This window comes from Pseudomonas sp. CYM-20-01, from assembly GCF_023169845.1.
GTDB lineage: Bacteria > Pseudomonadota > Gammaproteobacteria > Pseudomonadales > Pseudomonadaceae > Aquipseudomonas > Aquipseudomonas azotoformans.
Genome location: NZ_AP025169.1, coordinates 3,970,717 through 3,991,887 on the forward strand (window position 1 = coordinate 3,970,717; position 21,171 = coordinate 3,991,887).

Here is a 21,171-nt window from a genome sequence, read left to right on the forward strand (position 1 = left end):
GCAGGCTTGATTCCGTGGGCCGCCGTAAGGGCGGAACCCTAAGCCGCCGTTACCGCAGCAACGGATATGCACCCAGAAAGCACATCCCCAATTGACTCCCCTCCCACCCCCATGCTCTCCTACACATCTTGTTTCGGGTGCCCTGCAAAGGGTGAAACGGGAAACCGGTGACTCATGCACACACATGACAGTCCGGTGCTGCCCCCGCAACGGTAAGCGAGCGAAACGTCATATCCACTGTGCCAGGCGGCATGGGAAGGCGACGTTTTCAGGCATTGAGCCCCTCGCAAGCCCGGAGACCGGCCCGAAAAAATCAGATAACAAACCCGCGGTGGGCGGGCGCTGTTCAGAACCCTGCGTGCCTGGCTCGCGGGGTTTTCATGCGCTCGTTTCACCCTGACACCTGAAAGGGACGCGCCATGTCGATCATCAGCAGCACTTCGCACTCCGCCAGCAGCACCTCTACCCTGAGCCAACGCCTGACCGCCGCCATCGGTGCGTCGATCCTCGGTGCGTGCCTGGTGTACTTCGCCGGTTTCTCGCACATCGAGGCAGTACACAACGCTGCCCACGATACCCGCCACAGCGCCGCGTTCCCGTGCCACTGAGACCTGCCGACATGATCAAGCGTATTGCGCAAACCGCAGGTTTCACCGGCCTTCTGGCTGCCCTGCTGCTGACCCTGCTGCAAAGCTTCTGGGTCGCCCCGCTGATTCTGCAGGCGGAAACCTTTGAAAAAGCCCCGGCAGCGACCGAGTTGCACGAGCACGCCGAAGGTGCGGCTGCTCACACCCACGACGCCGAAGCCTGGGAGCCGGAAGACGGCTGGCAGCGCGTGCTGTCCACCACAGGCGGCAACCTGGTGGTCGCCGTTGGCTTCGCGTTGATGCTGGCCGGTCTGTACACCCTGCGTGCACCGACCCGTACCCCTCAAGGCTTGCTCTGGGGCCTGGCGGGTTATGCGACCTTTGTATTGGCGCCGACCCTGGGCCTGCCGCCCGAACTTCCGGGCACCGCCGCCGCTGACCTGGCACAACGGCAGATCTGGTGGATCGGTACTGCCGCGTCTACCGCAGCCGGTATCGCACTGATCGTGTTCGGTCGCAACTGGCTGCTCAAGGCGCTGGGCGCCGCGATCCTCGTAGTGCCGCACGTGATCGGCGCGCCACAACCGGAAGTGCATTCGATGCTGGCCCCGGAGGCGCTGGAAGCGCAGTTCAAGATCGCATCACAGTTGACCAACGTGGCGTTCTGGCTGGCCTTGGGCCTGATCAGCGCCTGGCTGTTCCGCCGCAACCGTGACGATCAATACTCGGCGTGAAACTGGTAGTCGGCATGGGCTGCCAGCGGGGTTGTGATGTTCACACCCTGCTGGCCCTGTTTGATGCTGCCCTCATCGAGGGCGGTATCGAGCGCCACCGCGTCAGTGCGCTGGCCAGCATCGATCACAAACAGGAAGAACCCGGGCTGCTGGCCTTGGCCGCGCTGCTGAATCTGCCGTTGCAGTGCTTCAACGCTGAACAACTGGCGATTTATGCAGACCGCTTGAGCCATCAATCGGACGTGGCTTTTGCCCACACCGGCTGTTACGGCATCGCCGAAAGCGCCGCCCTGGCCCTGGCCGAACACCTCGCCAACGCCCCTGCGCGCCTGCTGATCACCCGCCAGAAAACCGCCCAGGCCACCTTTGCATTGGCGTGCGCCGGCTGAAAACCCGATAATCGCCGCTTCCGATCATGAGCAGATTTCATGCTCACCCGTTTTTCATCAGGATTCCACATGACCGTTTACTTCATCGGCGCAGGCCCCGGCGACCCGGAATTGATCACCGTCAAGGGCCAGCGGCTGATCCGCAGTTGCCCGGTGATCATCTATGCCGGCTCGCTGGTGCCGGCGGCGGTACTGGAAGGTCATCAGGCGGAAACAGTGGTCAACAGCGCCGAATTGCACCTGGAACAGATCATCGACCTGATCAAGGCCGCCCATGCCAAGGGCCAGGATGTGGCGCGCGTGCATTCCGGCGACCCCAGCCTGTATGGCGCGATTGGCGAGCAGATCCGCCATTTGCGCGAGCTGGGCATCCCGTTCCAGATCATTCCTGGCGTCACGGCGGTGGCCGCCTGCGCGGCCCTGCTGGAAACCGAGCTGACCCTGCCCGACATCGCCCAGAGCGTGATTCTGACCCGCTATGCGGATAAAACCAGCATGCCGGCCGGTGAGGACTTCGACAGCCTGGCACGACATGGCACCACCATGGCGATCCATCTGGGGGTCAACCACCTGGACAAGATCGTCGCCGAACTGGTGCCGCACTACGGGGCGGATTGTCCGATTGCCGTGGTGCACCGGGCGACGTGGCCGGATCAGGATTGGGTTGTTGGAACTCTCAGCGACATTGCCGAAAAAGTAGCGGCCAAGGGGTTTCGGCGTACGGCGTTGATTGTGGTGGGTCGGGTGTTGGCGAGTGATAGTTTCAGTGAGTCATCGTTGTATCGGGCGGGGCATGCGCATCTTTATCGACCTTGACATTCAACATCACAAAACAGACACAAGCCACTGATTTTATTGAGTAAATTTATTAATAGAAATCTGACAATCCAGCTTTCGCAATGAACACTCAACATTAGATAGATAGCGCAACCTATTGAATCTAAAGCATAAAAAACGGCGCTCACGGGGCGCCGTTTTTTTGTCCGCAGTGAACGCCTTACTCAGTAGTAGGCGTTTTCTTTCTGCGTATGGTCGGTCACGTCACGTACGCCCTTGAGCTCCGGAATACGCTCGAGCAGGGTGCGCTCGATGCCCTCACGCAAGGTCACGTCCGCCTGGCCACAACCCTGGCAGCCGCCACCGAACTTGAGCACGGCGATGCCGTCTTCAACCACGTCGATCAGGCTGACCTGGCCGCCGTGGCTGGCCAGACCCGGGTTGATCTCGGTCTGCAGGTAGTAGTTGATACGCTCGTTGACCGGGCTGTCGGCGTTGACGTTCGGCACCTTGGCGTTCGGCGCCTTGATGGTCAATTGGCCGCCCATGCGATCGGTGGCGTAATCGACCACGGCGTCATCCAGGAAGGCTTCGCTGAAGGCGTCGATGTACGCGGTGAAGCTTTTCAGCCCCAGGGCGGTGTCTTCAGGCTTCTCTTCGCCGGGCTTGCAGTAGGCAATGCAAGTCTCGGCATACTGGGTGCCGGGCTGGGTGATAAAGACGCGTATACCGATACCCGGGGTGTTCTGCTTGGACAGCAGGTCGGCCAGGTAATCGTGGGCGGCGTCGGTAATGGTTATGGCAGTCATGGAAACTCCTCACAGGCTTGCCGGCAGTTTACGCCAAAATATTACGCAGGTACAAAGTCCTAGTATTTTTGTCGGGAAAGGATTGCCGGATCCTCCATGCCAAACCAACGCTTAAGCCAGAGATAGGTGCTTTTCTCCAGCCATTGGTAGCTGAAAAATGCACACACTGCTGTCATCACGAGGCAAACGGGCAACATCGCATAGGGATCAATTCCGTTGCGCTCAGCGAACCATCGCCCGACGCACAGCACCATCGTGTGGAGCAAATACACCGAGTAAGAGCAGTCACCCAGCAGCTTCAACAATCGTGATCCGTGAAAGTATGGTTCCAACGCCACAAAACTGATGACCAATACCGCGCTGGGCACTCCCCACTCCAGCGCACGAGGCAAATCCGCCCCGTGATAAATCGCCGCTGAGGCCACCACGATACCCAGCACCGGCAGCCATGGTGGGGTCCGGCACGCCCCGCAGCAGTAGAGCATGCCGATCATGATGCCCATCAGGAATTCGAAGACGATGTCATTCCGGTAAAAGCCGTCGGCCCAATTCAAGGCCGGCGTGATGAGGTAACACGCCAAGTACAGCAGCGCTGCCACTACCCATAACCGATATGACCGCCGCACTAGCAAGGCAAAGGCGAACAGTAGATAGAACAGCATCTCGAAATTCAGGGTCCACCCGACGTCCACCAGCGGATAGACGCCAAACCCCCCTGGGTTCTGAGCAGGAATGAACAGCAGCGACAGAAGCAGATGACTCGTCTCGAGGTGGGTTTCTGCAAACAGCGACGGCACAGCCAACAGCAACAAAGCCATGAGCAGGGTATAGAACCAGTACGCTGGCGTGATCCTTGCCAAACGCATGAGGATGAAACGCCAGGGGGTCAGTGCCTTGTCGGCGGTCGCCAGGAAAATCACCAGGCCGCTGATCACAAAGAACACGTCTACACCAACGGCGCCTTTGTCGGCGAACAGATACGCCATAGGCGTATCCACTTCAAAGTTGAAAAACACCTGAATGAAGTGATGTCCAACCACCACCCACGCAGCCAACGCTCTTAGCGCCTGCACTGAAATCAACATAGTCGGAGCTTCCTTTGCAATCCCGCAAGATAGATATCCGACCGCTTCAGCACCCGCTCAGAGAGATGACTGGATCACTGCCATTAGTTATAGGTTCTCATAGCGGTTCATGTCCAATACGCCCTCTTCCACCGGCGTAGTCTCACGAATGTACTGCGACAAATCATGGAAATACTGCCAGAACAGCGGATGACTGCGCCGCACCCCCCACCGATCCACAATCTTCTCGAAACCCTTGGCATCCTTGGCCTGCTCCATTTCCGCCACGAACTCAGGCACTTGCTGGGCCGGTATGTTGAACATGAAATTCGGGTAGCTGCTCAGCACACCCGGATAGATGGTCACCGTGTCCAGCCCCGGCTGATAGCGATAAGCCTCGCCCAGCAAAAACGCGACATTACTGTGGGCACGATTGCGCAGCAGGCTATAGACCACACGCTTGCCACTGGCGGTTTCAACCCGCAGCATCGTCGCTTCAGGCAATTGATCAATCACCTTGAGCCCGGCAGCTGGGCGTGAGGTCAGGCGGCTCAGTGCCTGCTCCGCATCCTGCAAGGCCGGGTCGATCCCATCGCGGGAGCAATAGGCGCCGCTGCAACGGTTGATCGGGTCCGGGCTGGCATTCAAATCGCCGTAACGGGTGAGCAACTGGTTGGCAAAGTCGCGCTTCGGATCCTTTTCGTTCAGGTGCAGGCCGGTGGGTTTGTCGTCATCAATGGCCTCGTAATCCAGCCACAGCTTGAGCTTGCCGCTGTTCTGGTACCAATCGTCGAGGAAATCATCGCGCGAATCGGCCGGCATCAATCGCAGGAAGTTCTGCTCGGCACCATTGCGAATCAGGTCGAAGTACAGCCGGGTCTGGGCCTGGTGCGACACATTGCCGAACACATCAAAGTTCACCGCCAGTTGGTAATAGGTGCGCTCCAGCAGTGGATAGTCGAACAGCCACATCGTCTGCGGCACTTCACCGATCAGGCCTTTGCTGACCGATGCGCTGTCGAAGTGACGGAAAATGCTCAGCAAGGCATTGTCATTGCCCGCCCACAGGCTCGACCAGCTTGGCGGCGGCAGGTCAGCGTAGCTGTCACGGCGCAGGGCTTCGTATTCGTTGCGTTTATCGCGGTAGGCCAGCCACAGGCTGAGCACGCTGCCCACGTCATCGTTCTGCCCCGGCATGGCCAGCAGCGGCGTGGCCTGGCCGCGATAACGTGCATCGGTGATGTACAGATCGTGGTCCGGGTCCTGGAACAGGGTCCAGAAATTGTCGCGGATCACGTCCGTGGCAATCTGCCCACGGCACACCGGCCCACGGATAAAGGTACGCACGAAGTACTCGGCGTTATCCAGCATGAACTGGTAACGCGCCTTGGCCGGGATGGCTTCGAAGGTTTCAAAAGGGTTGGCACGGCGGCCCGGACCATAGCCCGGCAAGGCGTTGACCTGCCAGTTGCTGGCGTAGAACAGCTCTTTGATGCGGGCCATCTTCTCGGCACTGAACGGGTACGTGATGTGGGTTTTATGCACGATCACGCCCTGCACCGGCCACAGGCGGTAATACACGCGGGTGCCGGGGTCATCATTGGGACGACGCGTGGCAATCAGGTCGATGGGCTGGCCACTCGGCGTGCGCGAACGCACCCACTGGAAGAAATGCCCCGGCTCGCCATTCTCGAAATAGATGTGGGCAAGGAACAAATGCTCGAACAACCAGCGCGCCACCAGGCTTTCACGGGCGCCGGGCTGGTTGAACAGGTTTTCCCACTGCTGCACTTTCAGGGCTTCTTTCGCGCTGGGCGCCAGGCCTTGCTCATCAATTGGCGCGCCGGACGCCAGCCAGCGTTGCAGGGTCTGGTACTGCTGGTCGGTCAGGCCGGTGACCGCCAGCGGCATGCCTTCCCTGGGGTGGGCACCGGCGTAGGCGTTGAACTCGCCGGGCATGGCGCACATGTTCTCGCGGTTCAGGCCCAGCACAATGTCTTCGGGCAGCTTGGCGTTGGGTTGCAACGGCGCGTTGTGGCCCAGCTCCAGCATGCGCGCCATCAGCGCGGCCTGGCTGCCCTGGGCGTCCAGCACTGAATAGAAGCCCTTCTGCTGCCAGGCCTGTTTGCCAAAGGCGTCATAGAACAAGCGGGTGGTCGGCGTGGCCTGGCTGCGCTCGCCATCGTAGACCGGCACTTTGCTTGCACCGCGCACCGCGCCCTCGGCACTGCCCAGGTTGAGCTGGCAGGCGGAGTCGTAGCAGGCGTGGCAGGCCACACATTTCTCGGTGAAGATCGGTTGGATGTCGCGCGTGTAGGAAATCGCCGGGGCGACTCCGTCGGCCTGGGCGATACAGGCAACCAATGCCAGGACGGCGCTGGTGATGAGGCGAAGTGACATGTATCCGGTCCCGATTCAATGCGTGCGCTGAAAAATTGCCGATGATTCTACCGGGCCATGCGCCCCTGCAACATGAGCGATATTCATGTAAAAACCGGGCATGCTGCAAAACCGCACAGGTTTGTTATGATCCACGCCCTCCGTAATGCCTGACCAGAGTAGTCCCATGTCCGATCGTAGCGTTCGTCTGCAAGCCCTTCATCAAGCCCTCAAGGAACGTATCCTGATCCTCGACGGCGGTATGGGCACGATGATCCAGAGCTACAAACTGGAAGAACACGACTACCGTGGCAAACGCTTCGCCGACTGGCCGAGCGACGTCAAGGGTAACAACGACCTGCTGGTGATCACCCGCCCGGACGTGATCGGCGGCATTGAAAAAGCCTACCTGGATGCCGGTGCCGACATCCTCGAAACCAACACCTTCAATGCCACCCGCATCTCCATGGCCGACTACGGCATGGAAGAACTGGCCTACGAGCTGAACGTGGAAGGTGCACGCCTGGCGCGCAAGATCGCCGACGCCAAGACCCTGGAGAACCCGGCCAAGCCACGCTTCGTCGCCGGCGTGCTCGGCCCGACCAGCCGGACCTGCTCGTTGTCGCCGGACGTGAACAACCCCGGCTACCGCAACGTGACCTTCGATGAACTGGTGGAAAACTACACCGAGGCCACCAAGGGCCTGATCGAAGGCGGCGCCGACCTGATCCTGATCGAGACCATCTTCGACACCCTCAACGCCAAGGCCGCGATCTTCGCCGTACAGGGCGTGTTCGAGGAACTGAACATCGAGCTGCCGATAATGATCTCCGGCACCATCACCGACGCCTCCGGTCGCACCCTGTCGGGCCAGACCACCGAAGCGTTCTGGAACTCGGTCGCCCACGCCAAGCCGATTTCCGTGGGGCTTAACTGCGCCCTGGGCGCCAGCGAACTGCGCCCGTACCTTGAAGAGCTGTCGAACAAGGCCAACACCCACGTGTCCGCGCACCCCAACGCCGGCCTGCCCAACGAATTCGGCGAGTACGACGAACTGCCTTCGGAAACCGCCAAGGTCATCGAAGAGTTCGCCCAGAGCGGCTTCCTCAATATTGTCGGCGGCTGCTGCGGCACCACGCCAGGCCATATCGAGGCCATCGCCAAAGCCGTGGCCGGTTACGCGCCACGCGTGATCCCGGACATCCCCAAGGCGTGCCGCCTGTCGGGCCTGGAGCCGTTCACGATTGATCGCAGTTCGCTGTTCGTCAACGTCGGCGAACGCACCAACATCACCGGCTCCGCCAAATTCGCCCGCCTGATCCGTGAAGACAACTACACCGAAGCCCTCGAAGTCGCCCTGCAACAGGTGGAAGCCGGCGCCCAGGTGATCGACATCAACATGGACGAGGGCATGCTCGATTCGAAGAAGGCCATGGTGACCTTCCTCAACCTGATTGCCGGCGAGCCGGACATCTCCCGCGTGCCGATCATGATCGACTCCTCCAAGTGGGACGTGATCGAGGCTGGCCTCAAGTGCATCCAGGGCAAGGGCATCGTCAACTCCATCAGCATGAAGGAAGGCGTCGAGCAGTTCATCCACCACGCCAAGCTGTGCAAGCGCTACGGCGCCGCCGTGGTGGTGATGGCCTTCGACGAAGCCGGCCAGGCCGACACCGAAGCGCGCAAGAAAGAGATCTGCAAGCGTTCCTACGACATCCTGGTGAATGAAGTCGGCTTCCCACCGGAAGACATCATTTTCGACCCGAACATCTTCGCGGTCGCCACCGGTATCGAAGAGCACAACAACTACGCCGTCGACTTCATCAACGCCTGCGCCTATATCCGTGACGAACTGCCCTACGCGCTGACCTCCGGCGGCGTGTCCAACGTGTCGTTCTCGTTCCGTGGCAACAACCCGGTGCGCGAGGCGATCCACTCGGTGTTCTTGCTGTATGCGATCCGCAACGGCCTGACCATGGGCATCGTCAACGCCGGCCAACTGGAGATCTACGACCAGATCCCGGTAGAACTGCGCGACGCCGTGGAAGACGTGGTGCTCAACCGCACGCCGGACGGCACCGACGCCCTCCTCGCCATCGCCGACAAGTACAAGGGCGACGGCAGCGTCAAGGAAGCCGAGACCGAAGAATGGCGTGGCTGGGATGTGAACAAGCGCCTGGAGCACGCCCTGGTCAAGGGCATCACCACGCATATCGTTGAAGACACCGAAGAGTCCCGGCTGTCGTTCGCGCGCCCGATCGAAGTGATCGAAGGCCCGCTGATGTCCGGCATGAACATCGTCGGTGACCTGTTCGGCGCCGGCAAAATGTTCCTGCCCCAAGTGGTGAAGTCCGCCCGGGTGATGAAGCAGGCCGTGGCCCACTTGATCCCGTTCATCGAGCTGGAAAAAGGCGACAAGCCGGAAGCCAAGGGCAAGATCCTGATGGCCACGGTGAAGGGCGACGTGCATGACATCGGCAAGAACATCGTCGGCGTGGTGCTGGGCTGCAACGGCTATGACATCGTCGACCTCGGCGTGATGGTGCCGGCGGAGAAGATCCTGCAGGTGGCCAAGGAGCAGAAGTGCGACATTATCGGGCTGTCCGGCCTGATCACCCCGTCCCTGGACGAGATGGTGCACGTCGCCCGCGAAATGCAGCGCCAGGACTTCCACCTGCCGCTGATGATCGGCGGTGCGACCACCTCCAAGGCGCACACGGCAGTGAAGATCGAGCCCAAGTACAGCAATGATGCGGTGGTGTACGTGACCGACGCTTCGCGTGCGGTCGGCGTGGCCACGCAGCTGTTGTCCAAGGAACTCAAGGCCGGCTTTGTCGAGCGTACCCGCGAAGAGTACGTGGAAGTGCGCGAACGCACCTCCAACCGTAGCGCCCGCACCGAACGCCTGAGCTACCCGGCCGCCATCGCCAAGAAGCCGCAGTTCGACTGGAGCAGCTACACGCCAGTGGTGCCGACCTTTACCGGCGCCAAGGTGCTGGACAATATCGACCTCAAGGTGCTGGCCGAGTACATCGACTGGACACCGTTCTTTATCTCTTGGGACCTGGCCGGCAAGTTCCCGCGCATCCTCGACGATGAAGTGGTCGGTGAGGCCGCCACTGCGCTGTACGCCGATGCCCAGGAAATGCTCAAGAAGCTGATCGACGAAAAACTCATCAGCGCCCGAGCGGTGTTCGGCTTCTGGCCGACCAACCAGGTGCAGGACGATGACCTGGAAGTCTACGGCGATGACGGCCAGCCGATTGCCCGGTTGCACCACCTGCGCCAGCAGATCATCAAGACCGACGGCAAGCCGAACTTCTCCCTGGCCGACTTCGTGGCGCCCAAGGACAGCGGCGTGACCGACTACATCGGTGGCTTCATCACCACCGCCGGCATCGGCGCCGAAGAAGTCGCCAAGGCGTATCAAGACGCGGGAGACGACTACAACTCGATCATGGTCAAGGCCCTGGCCGACCGCCTGGCCGAGGCTTGCGCCGAATGGCTGCACCAGCAGGTGCGTAAAGAGCACTGGGGTTATGCCAAGGACGAGCAACTGGACAACGAGGCGCTGATCAAGGAGCAATACAGCGGCATCCGCCCTGCCCCCGGCTACCCGGCGTGCCCGGATCACACCGAAAAGGCCCAACTGTTCCAACTGCTCGACCCCGAGGCCCGCGAGATGCAGGCCGGTCGCAGCGGCGTGTTCCTCACCGAACACTACGCGATGTTCCCGGCGGCTGCGGTGAGCGGCTGGTACTTCGCCCACCCGCAGGCGCAGTACTTTGCCGTGGGCAAGGTCGACAAGGACCAGGTGACCAGCTACACGGCGCGTAAAGGCCAGGACCTGAGCGTGACCGAGCGCTGGTTGGCGCCGAACCTGGGTTACGACAACTAAGCCCCGCTGGATTGTCTATGCTCTCCCTCACACACCTTGTGTCGAGGGATGTATGGACGATCCAGTCAACAACAAGCCCCCTACCTTCTGGCAGATGCTGCACAGCGTGGTGGCGGCCGCGTTTGGCGTGCAGAGCGGCAAGAACCGCGCCCGCGACTTCACCCACGGCAAGCCCAGCCATTTTGTGGTGCTGGGCATTCTGTTCACGGCTGTGTTTGCGTTGACGCTGTTCGGTATCGTCAAGCTGGTGCTGCACCTGGCGGGCGTCTAGCGCAGCAGCAGTTGCAAGCTAAAGGGGTATCGGTAGGACGCCGGCTTGCCGACGGCTGACAGTGCGCGGAAATCCACCGATGCCATGGGGCCGAGCAGGCGTTGTGCCTGGGTCGTATCGATCAGTTGGAATAACGCCTCTAGGCGGTCACGCCCGCCATGGGCGTCGATATCCACGCCTTTGGCATCATCGTTGATCAATACCATCGCCCAACCACCCAGGGTGAAATGCCCTGCGACCAGCGTACCCAGGCGACCGTCAAGCCGTGCCCGCAGGATATCCGGCGAGCTGTTCGCCGCACCGAACAACACATCCTTGCCCGGCACACGTCCGCTGTCCTGCAATGCCTGCATGGCCCCCAGCGCCATCTCATCGTTGGCCGACCATACCAGCGCTGCCTGCGGGTAGCGTTTGAACAGCAGCGTGGCTTGTTCGTAGGCGCGCTGGCGGCTCCATTCGCCATAGACCAACTGACGCAGGCGCACCTCGGGATGTTCGGCCAAGGCCCGGCGCAGGCCCTGTTCACGCAACTGCGCAGCCGGGGTGGTCTTGGCGCCGGAGAACGCCAGCAGGTCGATGAATGCACCGGGAGCCACCGGGCCATGCTGGCGCAGCAAGTCGCTGAGCATCAGGTAGCCGGCCTGTTCGTCGTTGGCTACCAGGCTGCCGAGCCAGTCGATACCATTGCCCAGCAACTGCACCTGGTCGGCGGTCAACGCGTTGTTCACGATCAGCAGCTTCACGCCGCTGCCCTGGGCCATGCGCAGGATCTGCGGGGCAACGTATTGCTCGTTCACCAGCACCAGATAATCCGGTCGCTCGCTGCCGTGCAATGCCTCACGCGCCTGCATCAGCGTGTTGTTGGCATCCCGCTCTGAATAGCGCACACGCAAATGCAGGCCGAGGTCCTTGGCACCGGCCTGCATGAATTGCGCGTAGCTGACCCAGAAGGTTTCCGTCGACATGCCCGGGTTGAGAAACACCACCGACGTGGCATGGGCCATGGCCCCATACGCCGTTCCCAGCAACCACACACACGCAATCAGCACCTTCGACATGGTTTTTCGAGCCTGGAATAGTGACCGCCATGATAGTGGCAACACGGCAGTCAATCGAGGCTCTTTACTGGTGGCTCACCCAGAATACGGCGGTTCCCACCACCAGGATGATCAGAAACAGAATGGCCCAGGCGTCCACGGTACTGTCGGGCTTACGGGCTTTTGTCGGATTGCTCATCGCATCGCCTCTTGTCGGTTTTATAGGAGATAACGCTTAAACACGCTCACAGTAAAGTTGACGATTGCCCGCATGACAAATGTGGGTATCGCGATAACCGTTCTCATTAGTCAATTTGGTTATTTGCATATACTCAAACATCACTTTTGCGCATAAACGCAAACTGGTATCGTGCGCCGGCTCCGTTGGGAGTGCGCGGCCGTGCGCGCAGATTTGCCGAGAACAGGACCTATATGTACGTATACGACGAATACGATCAGCGCATCATCGAGGACCGCGTCAAGCAGTTCCGTGATCAGACCCGACGCTATCTGGCAGGTGAACTGAGCGAAGAAGAGTTCCGCCCTCTGCGCCTGCAAAATGGCCTTTATGTTCAGCGCTTTGCGCCGATGCTGCGGGTGGCCGTGCCCTACGGCCAGCTGACATCGCGCCAGACGCGCATGATGGCCAAGATTGCCCGTGACTTCGACAAAGGCTACGCCCACATCAGTACCCGCCAGAACGTACAGTTCAACTGGCCGGCGCTGGAAGACGTGCCGGACATCCTGGCTGAACTGGCTACCGTGCAGATGCACGCCATTCAGACCAGTGGTAACTGCCTGCGCAACGTGACCACCGACCAATTCGCCGGGGTGGCCGCCGACGAGCTGATCGACCCACGCCCGTGGTGTGAAATCGTCCGTCAGTGGACCACCTTCCACCCCGAATTCGCCTACCTGCCGCGCAAGTTCAAGATCGCCATCAATGGCTCGACCTCGGACCGTGCGGCCATCGAAGTGCACGATATCGGCCTGGAGCCGGTGCACAACGCGGCAGGCGAGCTGGGCTTCCGTGTCCTGGTGGGTGGCGGCCTGGGCCGTACCCCGGTGGTCGGCGCCTTTATCAATGAGTTCCTGCCGTGGCAGGACCTGTTGAGCTACCTCGACGCGATCCTGCGGGTCTACAACCGCTACGGCCGGCGCGACAACAAGTACAAGGCCCGGATCAAGATCCTGGTCAAGGCCCTGACCCCTGAAGTCTTCGCCCAGAAAGTCGACGCCGAGATGGAACACCTGCGCGGTGGCCAGACGACCCTGACCGAAGCCGAAGTGCACCGCGTGGCCAAGCACTTCGTCGACCCTGAGTACAAGGCCCTGAGCAATCAGGACGCCGAGCTCGCAGCACTGGACAAAGAACATCCAGGTTTTGCCCGCTGGCGTGTGCGCAATACCCTGGCGCACAAGAAGCCGGGCTATGTGGCGGTGACCCTGTCGTTGAAACCTACCGGCGTCGCGCCGGGCGATATCACCGACAAGCAGCTGGACGCCGTCGCCGACCTGGCCGAGCGCTACAGCTTCGGCCAACTGCGCACCTCCCACGAGCAGAACATCATTCTCGCGGACGTTGAGCAGAGCCAGTTGTTCACCCTGTGGGGCGAGCTGCGCGAAGGTGGTTTCGCCACGCCGAACATCGGCCTGTTGACCGACATCATCTGCTGCCCGGGCGGCGATTTCTGCTCCCTGGCCAACGCCAAGTCGATCCCGATCGCCGAATCGATCCAGCGCCGTTTCGACGACTTGGACTACCTGTTCGACATCGGCGAGCTGGACCTGAACATCTCCGGTTGCATGAACGCCTGTGGTCACCACCACGTCGGCCACATCGGCATCCTGGGCGTGGACAAGAAAGGCGAAGAATTCTACCAAGTGTCCCTGGGTGGCAGCGCCAGCCGCGATGCGAGCCTGGGCAAGATCCTCGGCCCATCCTTCGCCCAGGAAGCCATGCCCGAGGTGATCGGCAAGCTGATCGACGTGTACATCGAACAGCGCACCGAAGATGAGCGTTTCATCGACACCTACCAGCGCATCGGCATCGACCTGTTCAAGGAGCGCGTCTATGCAGCGAATCATTAAGAACAACGAAGTCCTCGACGAAACCTGGCACCTGCTGCCCAAGGACGCGAGCTTCGACGGCATCTCCAACTGCGACGACCTGATCGTGCCGTTGGCCCTGTGGCGCGAACACGGCCATGCCCTCAAGGCCCGCGACGGCGGCCTGGGCGTGTGGCTGGACGCCGATGAAGAAGCCGAGGAAATCGGTGATGACGTGGAGCACTTCCAGGTCATCGCCCTGAACTTCCCGGCCTTCACCGACGGTCGCAACTACTCCAACGCGCGCCTGCTGCGTGACCGCTACGGTTACAAGGGTGAGTTGCGTGCGATCGGCGACGTGCTGCGCGACCAGCTGTTCTACCTGCGCCGCTGCGGCTTCGATGCTTTCGCCCTGCGCGCGGACAAAGACCCGTACGAAGCACTGGAAAGTCTCCAGGACTTCTCGGTGACGTACCAGGCGGCAACGGATGAGCCACTGCCGTTGTTCCGCCGGCGCTGAATCGCTGCAAATGAAAAACCCTGGCAATGCCAGGGTTTTTTCATGGGTTGGATTTGATCGACGCCAACACTTGCTTCTGCCCCATCGAACACGGCACCCCTTCCGGCTGCGCTCGCACCGCCTCGAGCACACCCAGTAGTTGCGCCTTGCTGTGGGCCAGTTGTGCCTGCATTTCTTCGATCTGCATCACCTTGCGTTCCAGTGCTTCGATCAGCTCCTCACGCTTGTGCTCCCCTGGCGCGGGCATCAGCGCCTTGAGCTCCTGCAAGGTGAACCCGGCCTGCTGCGCGCTCTGGATCAGTTGCAGGGTCTGTAGTGCTTCCGGTGCATAGCGTCGATAGCCGTTGGCCTGGCGCCCGACCTGACTGATCAGGCCTTGCGACTCATAGAACCGGATACGCGACGCCGCCAGCCCACTCTGTTTTGCCAGTTCGCCAATATTCATCGAATGCCTGCTTGACCTTAAAGTTACCTTTAAGCTTAGCCTGAGGCCTCCCCCGCTCAGGAGTCAACCCATGTCACCCTTTGAAGCCCTGCAACTGCCCAATGGCCAAGTCCTTTCCAACCGTATCGCCAAGGCGGCGATGGAAGAGAACATGGCGGATGCCCGGCAAGCGCCGTCCCCTGAGTTGATGCAGCTCTACGCGGCCTGGGCCGATGGCGAGCCGGGCCTGTTGATCAGCGGCAACGTGATGGTCGACCGCCGCGCCATGACCGGCCCCGGCGGCGTCGCCCTTGAGGACGAGCAGCAACTGCAGCGCTTTCGCGAATGGGCAGACGTGGCGCGGCGCAAGAACGTGCACTTCTGGGTGCAACTCAGCCACCCAGGACGCCAGACACCCGCCAACCTGCGCCAGCAGGCCATTGCACCGTCCGCCGTGGCGCTCGACCTGGGCGGTTTCTCGAAGATGTTTGCCACGCCCAAGGCCATGACCGAGGCCGACATCCAGGACGTGATCCAGCGCTTCGCCACCAGCGCACGCCTGGCCGAAAAAGCCGGCTTCACCGGCGTGCAGATCCACGGTGCGCATGGCTACTTGCTTAGCCAGTTCCTGTCGCCATTGAGCAACCAACGTACGGATCGCTGGGGCGGTTCACTGGAGAACCGTGCACGCCTGCTACTGGACGTGATCCGTGCGGTGCGTGCCTGTGTCAGCCCGTCGTTTTGTGTGTCGGTCAAACTCAACTCCGCTGATTTCCAGCGTGGTGGGTTCGAAGAAGCGGATGCACGCGCCGTGGTCGAGATGCTCAATCCGCTGTCCATCGACCTGCTGGAATTGTCCGGCGGCAGCTATGAAGCACCGGCCATGCAAGGCGAAGCACGCGACGGCCGGACCCTGGCCCGTGAGGCGTATTTTCTTGAATTCGCCAGCGAAGTCGCGGCCATTGCCCAGATGCCAGTAATGGTCACCGGCGGCATCCGTCGCCTGCCCATCGTGCAACAAGTGCTCGACAGCGGCATCGCCATGGCCGGTATCGCCACCGCCCTGACGCTGGAGCCACAACTGATCCAGCACTGGCGCGAAGGCCGCGACCCCAACCCGCAACTCAAACCCATCGACTGGAAGCGCAAGCCCCTGGCCTCCCTGGCCATTCTCGCCGTGGTGCGCTACCAGATGCGCCGCCTCAGCCGCGGCCATTTGCCCAAGACCAACGTCGCGCCCTGCATGGCGCTGGTGCGTGACCAATGGTTTCTGGCCCGACGCACCCGGCAATACCGTGCAGCCATGACGCAATCTTCACATTAAAGGCGGAGCATTCGCCGTGATCGAACTGTCCCCTATTGATCAGCAGTCTTTAACCTCACTGACGATTGGAGTTCTTCATGGCGAAAATCAACCTGGCCCAGCAACTGGCGACCACCCTTGAACAGGCGGGCATCAAGCGCATCTGGGGCCTGACCGGCGACAGCCTCAACGGCCTCACCGACGCGCTGCGCACCATGGACAGCATCGAATGGATGCACGTGCGTCACGAGGAAGTGGCGGCTTTTGCTGCCGGTGCCGAAGCGGCGGCTACTGGCGAGCTGACGGTGTGCGCCGGCAGTTGCGGGCCGGGCAACCTGCATTTGATCAACGGGCTGTTCGATTGCCATCGCAACCATGTGCCGGTACTGGCGATTGCCGCACAAATTCCATCCTCAGAGATTGGCCTGAACTACTTCCAGGAAACCCATCCGCAAGAACTGTTCAAGGAGTGCAGCCACTTTATCGAACTGGTGACCAACCCCGAGCAGATGCCTCAGGTGCTGCATCGCGCCATGCGCTCGGCGATCCTCAATCGCGGCGTGGCCGTGGTGGTAATACCGGGCGATGTATCGCTGCTGGAGGTCGAGGACAAACTCAAGCCGTGGCCTGCCCTGCATGCACCGCGCACGCTGCCGGCGGAACAGGACCTGCAACGCCTCACCGATATCCTGGAAAGCAGCCGCAAGGTTACCCTGCTGTGCGGCAGCGGGTGCGCCGGCACCCATGATCAAGTGGTCGCCCTCGCCGACGCACTGGGCGCTCCCGTGGTGCACGCCCTGCGTGGCAAGGAGCATGTGGAGTGGGATAACCCGTTCGACGTAGGCATGACCGGCCTGATCGGTTTCAGCTCCGGTTACCACGCCATGCTCGACTGCGACACGCTGATCATGCTCGGCACCGATTTCCCTTACCGCCAGTTCTACCCCACCGACGCCAAGATCATCCAGGTCGACCGCAACCCCCAAGCGCTCGGTCGCCGTGCCACGCTGGACTTGGGCATCGCCGCTGACGTCAGCGAAACCATCAGTGCGCTGCTGCCGCGGTTAACGCGCAAGACCGATCGCAGCTTTCTCGACACGTCCTTGAAGCATTATGAAAAAGCCCGCCAAGGGCTGGATGACCTGGCTCAGCCGTCAAAGGCCAATCGACCGATCCATCCGCAATACGTGGCACGCTTGCTCAGCGAGTTGGCGGATGACGACGCGATCTTCACTGCTGACGTCGGCTCCCCCACCGTGTGGGCTGCACGCTATTTGAAGATGAATGGCAAGCGCCGCCTGATCGGTTCGTTCAACCATGGCTCGATGGCCAACGCCATGCCCCAGGCCATTGGCGCGCAGGCAGCATTCCCGGGCCGCCAGGTGATCTCGATGTCGGGTGACGGTGGTTTCGCCATGCTGATGGGCGACTTCATCTCGCTGGCGCAGCTGAACTTGCCAGTCAAAGTCATCGTGTTCGATAACTCGTCCCTGGGCTTTGTCGCCATGGAAATGAAGGCGGCGGGCTACCTGGACGCCGGCACCGAGCTGAAAAACCCGGACTTCGCCGCCATGTCCAATGCCATGGGTATCCTCGGCATCCGCGTGGAGCAATCCGAGGACCTGGAACCGGCCCTGCGCCGCGCCCTGGCCCATGACGGCCCGGTACTGGTGGATGTGGTCACCGCCACTCAGGAACTGGTGATGCCGCCGACCATCAAGCTGGAACAGGCCAAGGGGTTCAGCCTGTACATGCTCAAGGCGGTGATGAGCGGCCGCGGCGATGAAGTCATCGAACTGGCCCGCACCAACTGGCTGCGCTGAGCCGCGCTAGCGCAAGGAAGCGCCGTAGCGGACCACTACCTGGGTGATCACCTCGACCAGGCGAGGGTCGGCGTCCGGCGCACTGAACAGGCGGAATTCGGCATCGGGCAGCGCGGGTAAACCGTGTTCGGCGCCGAGCACCGTCAAGCCGGGCACCAGTTGGCTACGGGCGATGGGGGCGATGGCAAACCCGGCCAATGCAGCGGCATGCAGCGCGGCGTAGCTCGTACAGAGCATGGCGGTGCGCTGGGCGATGCCGGCCTGGGCCAGGCGTGACAGCGCCGCTTCGCGGTAAGGGCATGGTTCGGGAAACAACGCCAGGGGCAAGGGCGCAGGCAATGTCGTCATCGGCTGCGCGGACCAGGCCCACACCAGCGGTTCCTGCCACAACGCCAGGCCGGGCTCGCTGGATTCACACAACGATCCCACCACCACATCCAGTTCGCCCTGCTTCATCAACGCCAGCAGCGAACCGGGAATGCCGACCTGTACAGTGATTTGCATACCGGGATAGTGCGCGGCGACTTCCTGCAACTCGCGCAACAGGCGTGCCTGCGCAAACTCTTCCGACACGCCTACGCGCAGGTTTCCCTGGAACGCCGAGCGCGTCAGCTCGGCCCAGGCATTACGATTCAACGCCAGGATGCCCCGCGCATACGCCATCAGGCGTTCGCCGTCCGCTGTCAGCTGTTGAGAACGCGTGGTGCGCGTGAGCAATGGCTTGCCCACCTGTTCCTCCAGGCGCCGCAAGTGCCCGCTGACCGCCGATTGCGTGAGGTGCAAACGCTCGGCGGCGCGACTGAAGCCGCCCTCATCCACGACGCAGACGAAGGTTTTGAGCAATACGCTATCGAACATATTTTGATACGCAATCAATGAGCTAGTAAAACACGATTTATATTTCAATCAACGCTATGTTGCAATGCTCGGGTCATCTTTATCCGAGGCCTGCCATGACTACGCTCCTGCACATCGAATGCTCACCGCGCAAACAACGCTCCGCATCATTGGAAATCGCTCGCCAGTTTATTGCCCGCTATCAACAAAACGCGCCGGACACCCAAGTGAATACGCTGGATCTGTGGGCATTGGAGCTGCCCGAATTCGACGGCCCGGTGATGGACGCCAAGTACGCCGGGCTCAGCGGTACGCCGTTGACTGAGGAACAAGCCATCGCCTGGTCTGCACTCAAAACACTCGCCGCCCAGCTGCATCAGGCTGACGTGCTGGTGTTCTCGGTGCCGCTGTGGAATTTCGCGGTGCCTTACAAGCTCAAGCACTTTATCGATGTGGTGTCGCAGAAAGATGTGCTGTTCGAGTTCAGCCCGGAGCACGGCCTGCGCGGGTTATTGCGCAACAAGACAGCGGTGAATGTGTACGCGCGGGGTATGGATTTTTCGGCGCCGGACGCCCAGGCGATGGATTTCCAGAAGCCCTATATGGACGCCTGGCTGGGCTTTATCGGGGTGACGGACGTGCATTCGTTGTACGTGGAAAAGACCATCCTGGGGCCGGAGGTCGATCAGGCATCACGCCTCAACAACACGGCGCTCGCTCTGTTGTTGGCAGATCAACTGGCCTGACCCGCAAAAAAGCCCGGCCATTGCGGCCGGGCCTCCTTGTAATCAACCGTGCTGTTTGGCCACCCACTTGCCATAGGCGTCAATGAAGGCCTGCAGGAACGGCTTGGTTTTCTCGGAGACCTTGCCCCCCTCATCAAACACGGCGCCCGCCCCACCCAGGTAAGCCTCCGGCTGCTGCATGCACGGCACATCGAGGAACACCAGGGACTGGCGCAGGTGATGGTTGGCGCCGAACCCGCCAATCGCACCCGGCGATACGCTGATGATCGCGCCAGGCTTGCCACTCCAGGCGCTCTGCCCGTAGGGCCGGGAACCCACGTCAATGGCATTCTTCAACGGGGCCGGGACGGAGCGGTTGTATTCCGGGGTCACGAACAACACCGCGTCGGATGAGCTCACCTGTTTGCGGAAAGTACTGTAGGCTGCCGGCGGTGATGCTCCGTCAATGTCTTCGTTGTAGAGCGGCAAATCGCCAATTTCCACAATGTTCAACTTCAGGTTGGCAGGGGCCAGTTCGGCCAATGCGAGCGCGACCTTGCGGTTGATAGAGTCTTTTCTCAAGCTGCCGACCACGACGGCGACGGTGTAGACCTTGCTCATTGGGGTTTCCCGACGTCTGACTAAAAGGAGCTTGTAGTTATAGAGTCTTCGCGACCGGTTCACCAGAAGGTTTTGATAATCCTGCGGTTGTTTGCACTGCGCAACACTATGTAGGAAGCATCTGAAAACGTCGGCGAATAGTATTTTTATTCCGTAAGTAAACTACCCCGCTCCATGACGGTCTACAGAACCGCAAATCGAGTGTTTATCTCCAGAGGTTCTAAACAGATGGCAGCAGTATTAGTCGGACAGTTTCATGCCAGAGACGCAGAAGGACGCGTGTATTCGGTGCATGAGTTCCAGGAATCCAACCCGGCGCAAGGCGACCTGGCTGGCTCGGCACCTACCATTACCTACAAGCTGGCCATTGGCGACCGTGTAGAGAAACTGGAAGGCGACGAATTCAAGCTGATCCAGTCGGGCACCATTCTCGTGCGCGAATCGCAAACCACCCTCGCGTCATAAGATCCCGCCTTATCCACCTGCTCAGTCCTGGCCATTGACGGCGTTGACTGGGCTGGGGTGATCACGGACGGCGGAGCTCGGTGACTTCAATGCCCTGCTCGCCCTCGACCTTCTTCACGGTCACCACCAATCGCCCCCGCTCACCCTCCACCGCGAACATGGAACGCTGGTAGCCTGCCGTGTTGTAGCCTGGATGCGCCACCACCTGCCTGACCAGTTCAATACCCAGCACCGCTCCCACCTGTTCGACGACCTGTTCCTGGGAACGGATAAACGCTTCAAGTGCCAGGTTCTCCGGCGCGGTATCGTTTTGACTGTTGAAGAGATAAGCAGCCACGCAACCTACGGTCACCAGGACCAGCAGTTGCTTGACCGTTACCCCGAGGAATATCGAGGGTAGAGGCATGTGAGACCAGACCTGTTTTTGTTGTTAATGCCGGCAGCCGGCTTTGGTCGTTA

Annotated in this window: 20 protein-coding genes and 1 riboswitch; of the genes, 12 read left to right on the plus strand and 8 right to left on the minus strand. The window is 60.9% G+C overall.

Going from position 1 to position 21,171, the window contains the following annotated elements; genetic code table 11:
• The first annotated feature begins 118 nt into the window (after positions 1-118).
• Positions 119-323, plus strand: a riboswitch (cobalamin riboswitch).
• Between the two features lie 96 nt (positions 324-419).
• The 4 genes from M2497_RS17620 (at position 420) to cobM (ending at position 2,526) form a co-directional block, all read left to right on the plus strand.
• The gene (locus M2497_RS17620; protein ID WP_012723860.1) at positions 420-608 is read left to right on the plus strand and encodes a CbtB-domain containing protein; all 189 of its coding nucleotides are present in this window, start codon (positions 420-422) and stop codon (positions 606-608) included.
• 11 nt (positions 609-619) lie between these two features.
• Positions 620-1,321, plus strand: a complete 702-nt coding sequence (locus M2497_RS17625; RefSeq protein ID WP_248481974.1) for a CbtA family protein — start codon at positions 620-622, stop codon at positions 1,319-1,321.
• Complete coding sequence (locus tag M2497_RS17630) at positions 1,318-1,710, plus strand: cobalamin biosynthesis protein (RefSeq protein WP_248481975.1); 393 nt, start codon at positions 1,318-1,320, stop codon at positions 1,708-1,710. The genes M2497_RS17625 and M2497_RS17630 overlap by 4 nt, the downstream gene beginning before the upstream one ends.
• 69 nt (positions 1,711-1,779) lie before the next feature.
• Positions 1,780-2,526: a precorrin-4 C(11)-methyltransferase gene (cobM, locus tag M2497_RS17635; RefSeq protein WP_248481976.1), complete on the plus strand. Its 747-nt coding sequence runs from the start codon at positions 1,780-1,782 to the stop codon at positions 2,524-2,526.
• A gap of 185 nt (positions 2,527-2,711) precedes the next feature.
• Here cobM and nfuA read toward each other — a convergent pair whose 3' ends face one another.
• The 3 genes from nfuA to M2497_RS17650 form a co-directional block, all read right to left on the minus strand.
• Positions 2,712-3,296 carry a Fe-S biogenesis protein NfuA gene (gene nfuA / locus M2497_RS17640; RefSeq protein WP_003173594.1) on the minus strand — a complete coding sequence of 195 codons (585 nt, stop codon included), beginning with the start codon at positions 3,294-3,296 and terminating at the stop codon, positions 2,712-2,714.
• 59 nt (positions 3,297-3,355) lie between these two features.
• Complete coding sequence (locus tag M2497_RS17645) at positions 3,356-4,381, minus strand: acyltransferase (RefSeq protein ID WP_248481977.1); 1,026 nt, start codon at positions 4,379-4,381, stop codon at positions 3,356-3,358.
• A gap of 87 nt (positions 4,382-4,468) precedes the next feature.
• The gene (locus tag M2497_RS17650) at positions 4,469-6,760 is read right to left on the minus strand and encodes a fatty acid cis/trans isomerase (RefSeq protein WP_248481979.1); all 2,292 of its coding nucleotides are present in this window, start codon (positions 6,758-6,760) and stop codon (positions 4,469-4,471) included.
• A gap of 166 nt (positions 6,761-6,926) precedes the next feature.
• On the opposite strand from M2497_RS17650, the gene metH reads away from it, so the two are divergent.
• Both metH and M2497_RS17660 read left to right on the plus strand, forming a co-directional pair.
• Entirely contained in the window at positions 6,927-10,637 is a 3,711-nt protein-coding gene (gene metH, locus M2497_RS17655) for a methionine synthase (protein ID WP_248481981.1), read from the plus strand.
• A gap of 52 nt (positions 10,638-10,689) precedes the next feature.
• The gene (locus tag M2497_RS17660; RefSeq protein ID WP_058426282.1) at positions 10,690-10,908 is read left to right on the plus strand and encodes a DUF2970 domain-containing protein; all 219 of its coding nucleotides are present in this window, start codon (positions 10,690-10,692) and stop codon (positions 10,906-10,908) included.
• On the opposite strand, the gene M2497_RS17665 is transcribed toward M2497_RS17660, so the two are convergent.
• Positions 10,905-11,966 carry an ABC transporter substrate-binding protein gene (locus tag M2497_RS17665; RefSeq protein ID WP_248481984.1) on the minus strand — a complete coding sequence of 354 codons (1,062 nt, stop codon included), beginning with the start codon at positions 11,964-11,966 and terminating at the stop codon, positions 10,905-10,907. The genes M2497_RS17660 and M2497_RS17665 overlap by 4 nt on opposite strands.
• A 411-nt stretch (positions 11,967-12,377) precedes the next feature.
• On the opposite strand from M2497_RS17665, the gene M2497_RS17670 reads away from it, so the two are divergent.
• Positions 12,378-14,036, plus strand: coding sequence for a nitrite/sulfite reductase (locus tag M2497_RS17670; RefSeq protein WP_248481986.1), 1,659 nt, complete (start codon positions 12,378-12,380; stop codon positions 14,034-14,036).
• A complete protein-coding gene (locus M2497_RS17675; RefSeq protein ID WP_058426285.1) occupies positions 14,020-14,514 on the plus strand; it encodes a DUF934 domain-containing protein in 495 nt (164 codons plus the stop codon). The genes M2497_RS17670 and M2497_RS17675 overlap by 17 nt, the downstream gene beginning before the upstream one ends.
• A gap of 40 nt (positions 14,515-14,554) precedes the next feature.
• Here M2497_RS17675 and M2497_RS17680 read toward each other — a convergent pair whose 3' ends face one another.
• Positions 14,555-14,959: a MerR family transcriptional regulator gene (locus M2497_RS17680; RefSeq protein WP_248481988.1), complete on the minus strand. Its 405-nt coding sequence runs from the start codon at positions 14,957-14,959 to the stop codon at positions 14,555-14,557.
• Positions 14,960-15,029: 70 nt separating this feature from the next.
• Here M2497_RS17680 and M2497_RS17685 point away from each other — a divergent pair, with 70 nt between their 5' ends.
• Both M2497_RS17685 and poxB read left to right on the plus strand, forming a co-directional pair.
• Positions 15,030-16,262, plus strand: a complete 1,233-nt coding sequence (locus M2497_RS17685) for an NADH:flavin oxidoreductase/NADH oxidase family protein (protein WP_248481990.1) — start codon at positions 15,030-15,032, stop codon at positions 16,260-16,262.
• Positions 16,263-16,339: 77 nt separating this feature from the next.
• Positions 16,340-18,064 (plus strand): ubiquinone-dependent pyruvate dehydrogenase, encoded by a 1,725-nt coding sequence (gene poxB, locus M2497_RS17690; protein ID WP_248481992.1) that lies wholly within the window; start codon positions 16,340-16,342, stop codon positions 18,062-18,064.
• A 6-nt stretch (positions 18,065-18,070) separates the two neighbouring features.
• Here the strand turns inward: poxB and M2497_RS17695 are convergent, their stop codons facing one another.
• Positions 18,071-18,922 carry a LysR family transcriptional regulator gene (locus M2497_RS17695; RefSeq protein WP_248481994.1) on the minus strand — a complete coding sequence of 284 codons (852 nt, stop codon included), beginning with the start codon at positions 18,920-18,922 and terminating at the stop codon, positions 18,071-18,073.
• A gap of 95 nt (positions 18,923-19,017) precedes the next feature.
• On the opposite strand from M2497_RS17695, the gene M2497_RS17700 reads away from it, so the two are divergent.
• Positions 19,018-19,647, plus strand: a complete 630-nt coding sequence (locus M2497_RS17700; protein ID WP_248481996.1) for an NAD(P)H-dependent oxidoreductase — start codon at positions 19,018-19,020, stop codon at positions 19,645-19,647.
• Positions 19,648-19,689: 42 nt separating this feature from the next.
• Here the strand turns inward: M2497_RS17700 and M2497_RS17705 are convergent, their stop codons facing one another.
• Positions 19,690-20,247, minus strand: a complete 558-nt coding sequence (locus M2497_RS17705; RefSeq protein WP_248481998.1) for an NAD(P)H-dependent oxidoreductase — start codon at positions 20,245-20,247, stop codon at positions 19,690-19,692.
• A gap of 228 nt (positions 20,248-20,475) precedes the next feature.
• On the opposite strand from M2497_RS17705, the gene M2497_RS17710 reads away from it, so the two are divergent.
• The gene (locus M2497_RS17710) at positions 20,476-20,712 is read left to right on the plus strand and encodes a hypothetical protein (protein ID WP_058426290.1); all 237 of its coding nucleotides are present in this window, start codon (positions 20,476-20,478) and stop codon (positions 20,710-20,712) included.
• 61 nt (positions 20,713-20,773) lie between these two features.
• Here M2497_RS17710 and M2497_RS17715 read toward each other — a convergent pair whose 3' ends face one another.
• Positions 20,774-21,118 (minus strand): hypothetical protein, encoded by a 345-nt coding sequence (locus M2497_RS17715; RefSeq protein WP_248482000.1) that lies wholly within the window; start codon positions 21,116-21,118, stop codon positions 20,774-20,776.
• Between the last annotated feature and the right edge of the window lie 53 nt (positions 21,119-21,171).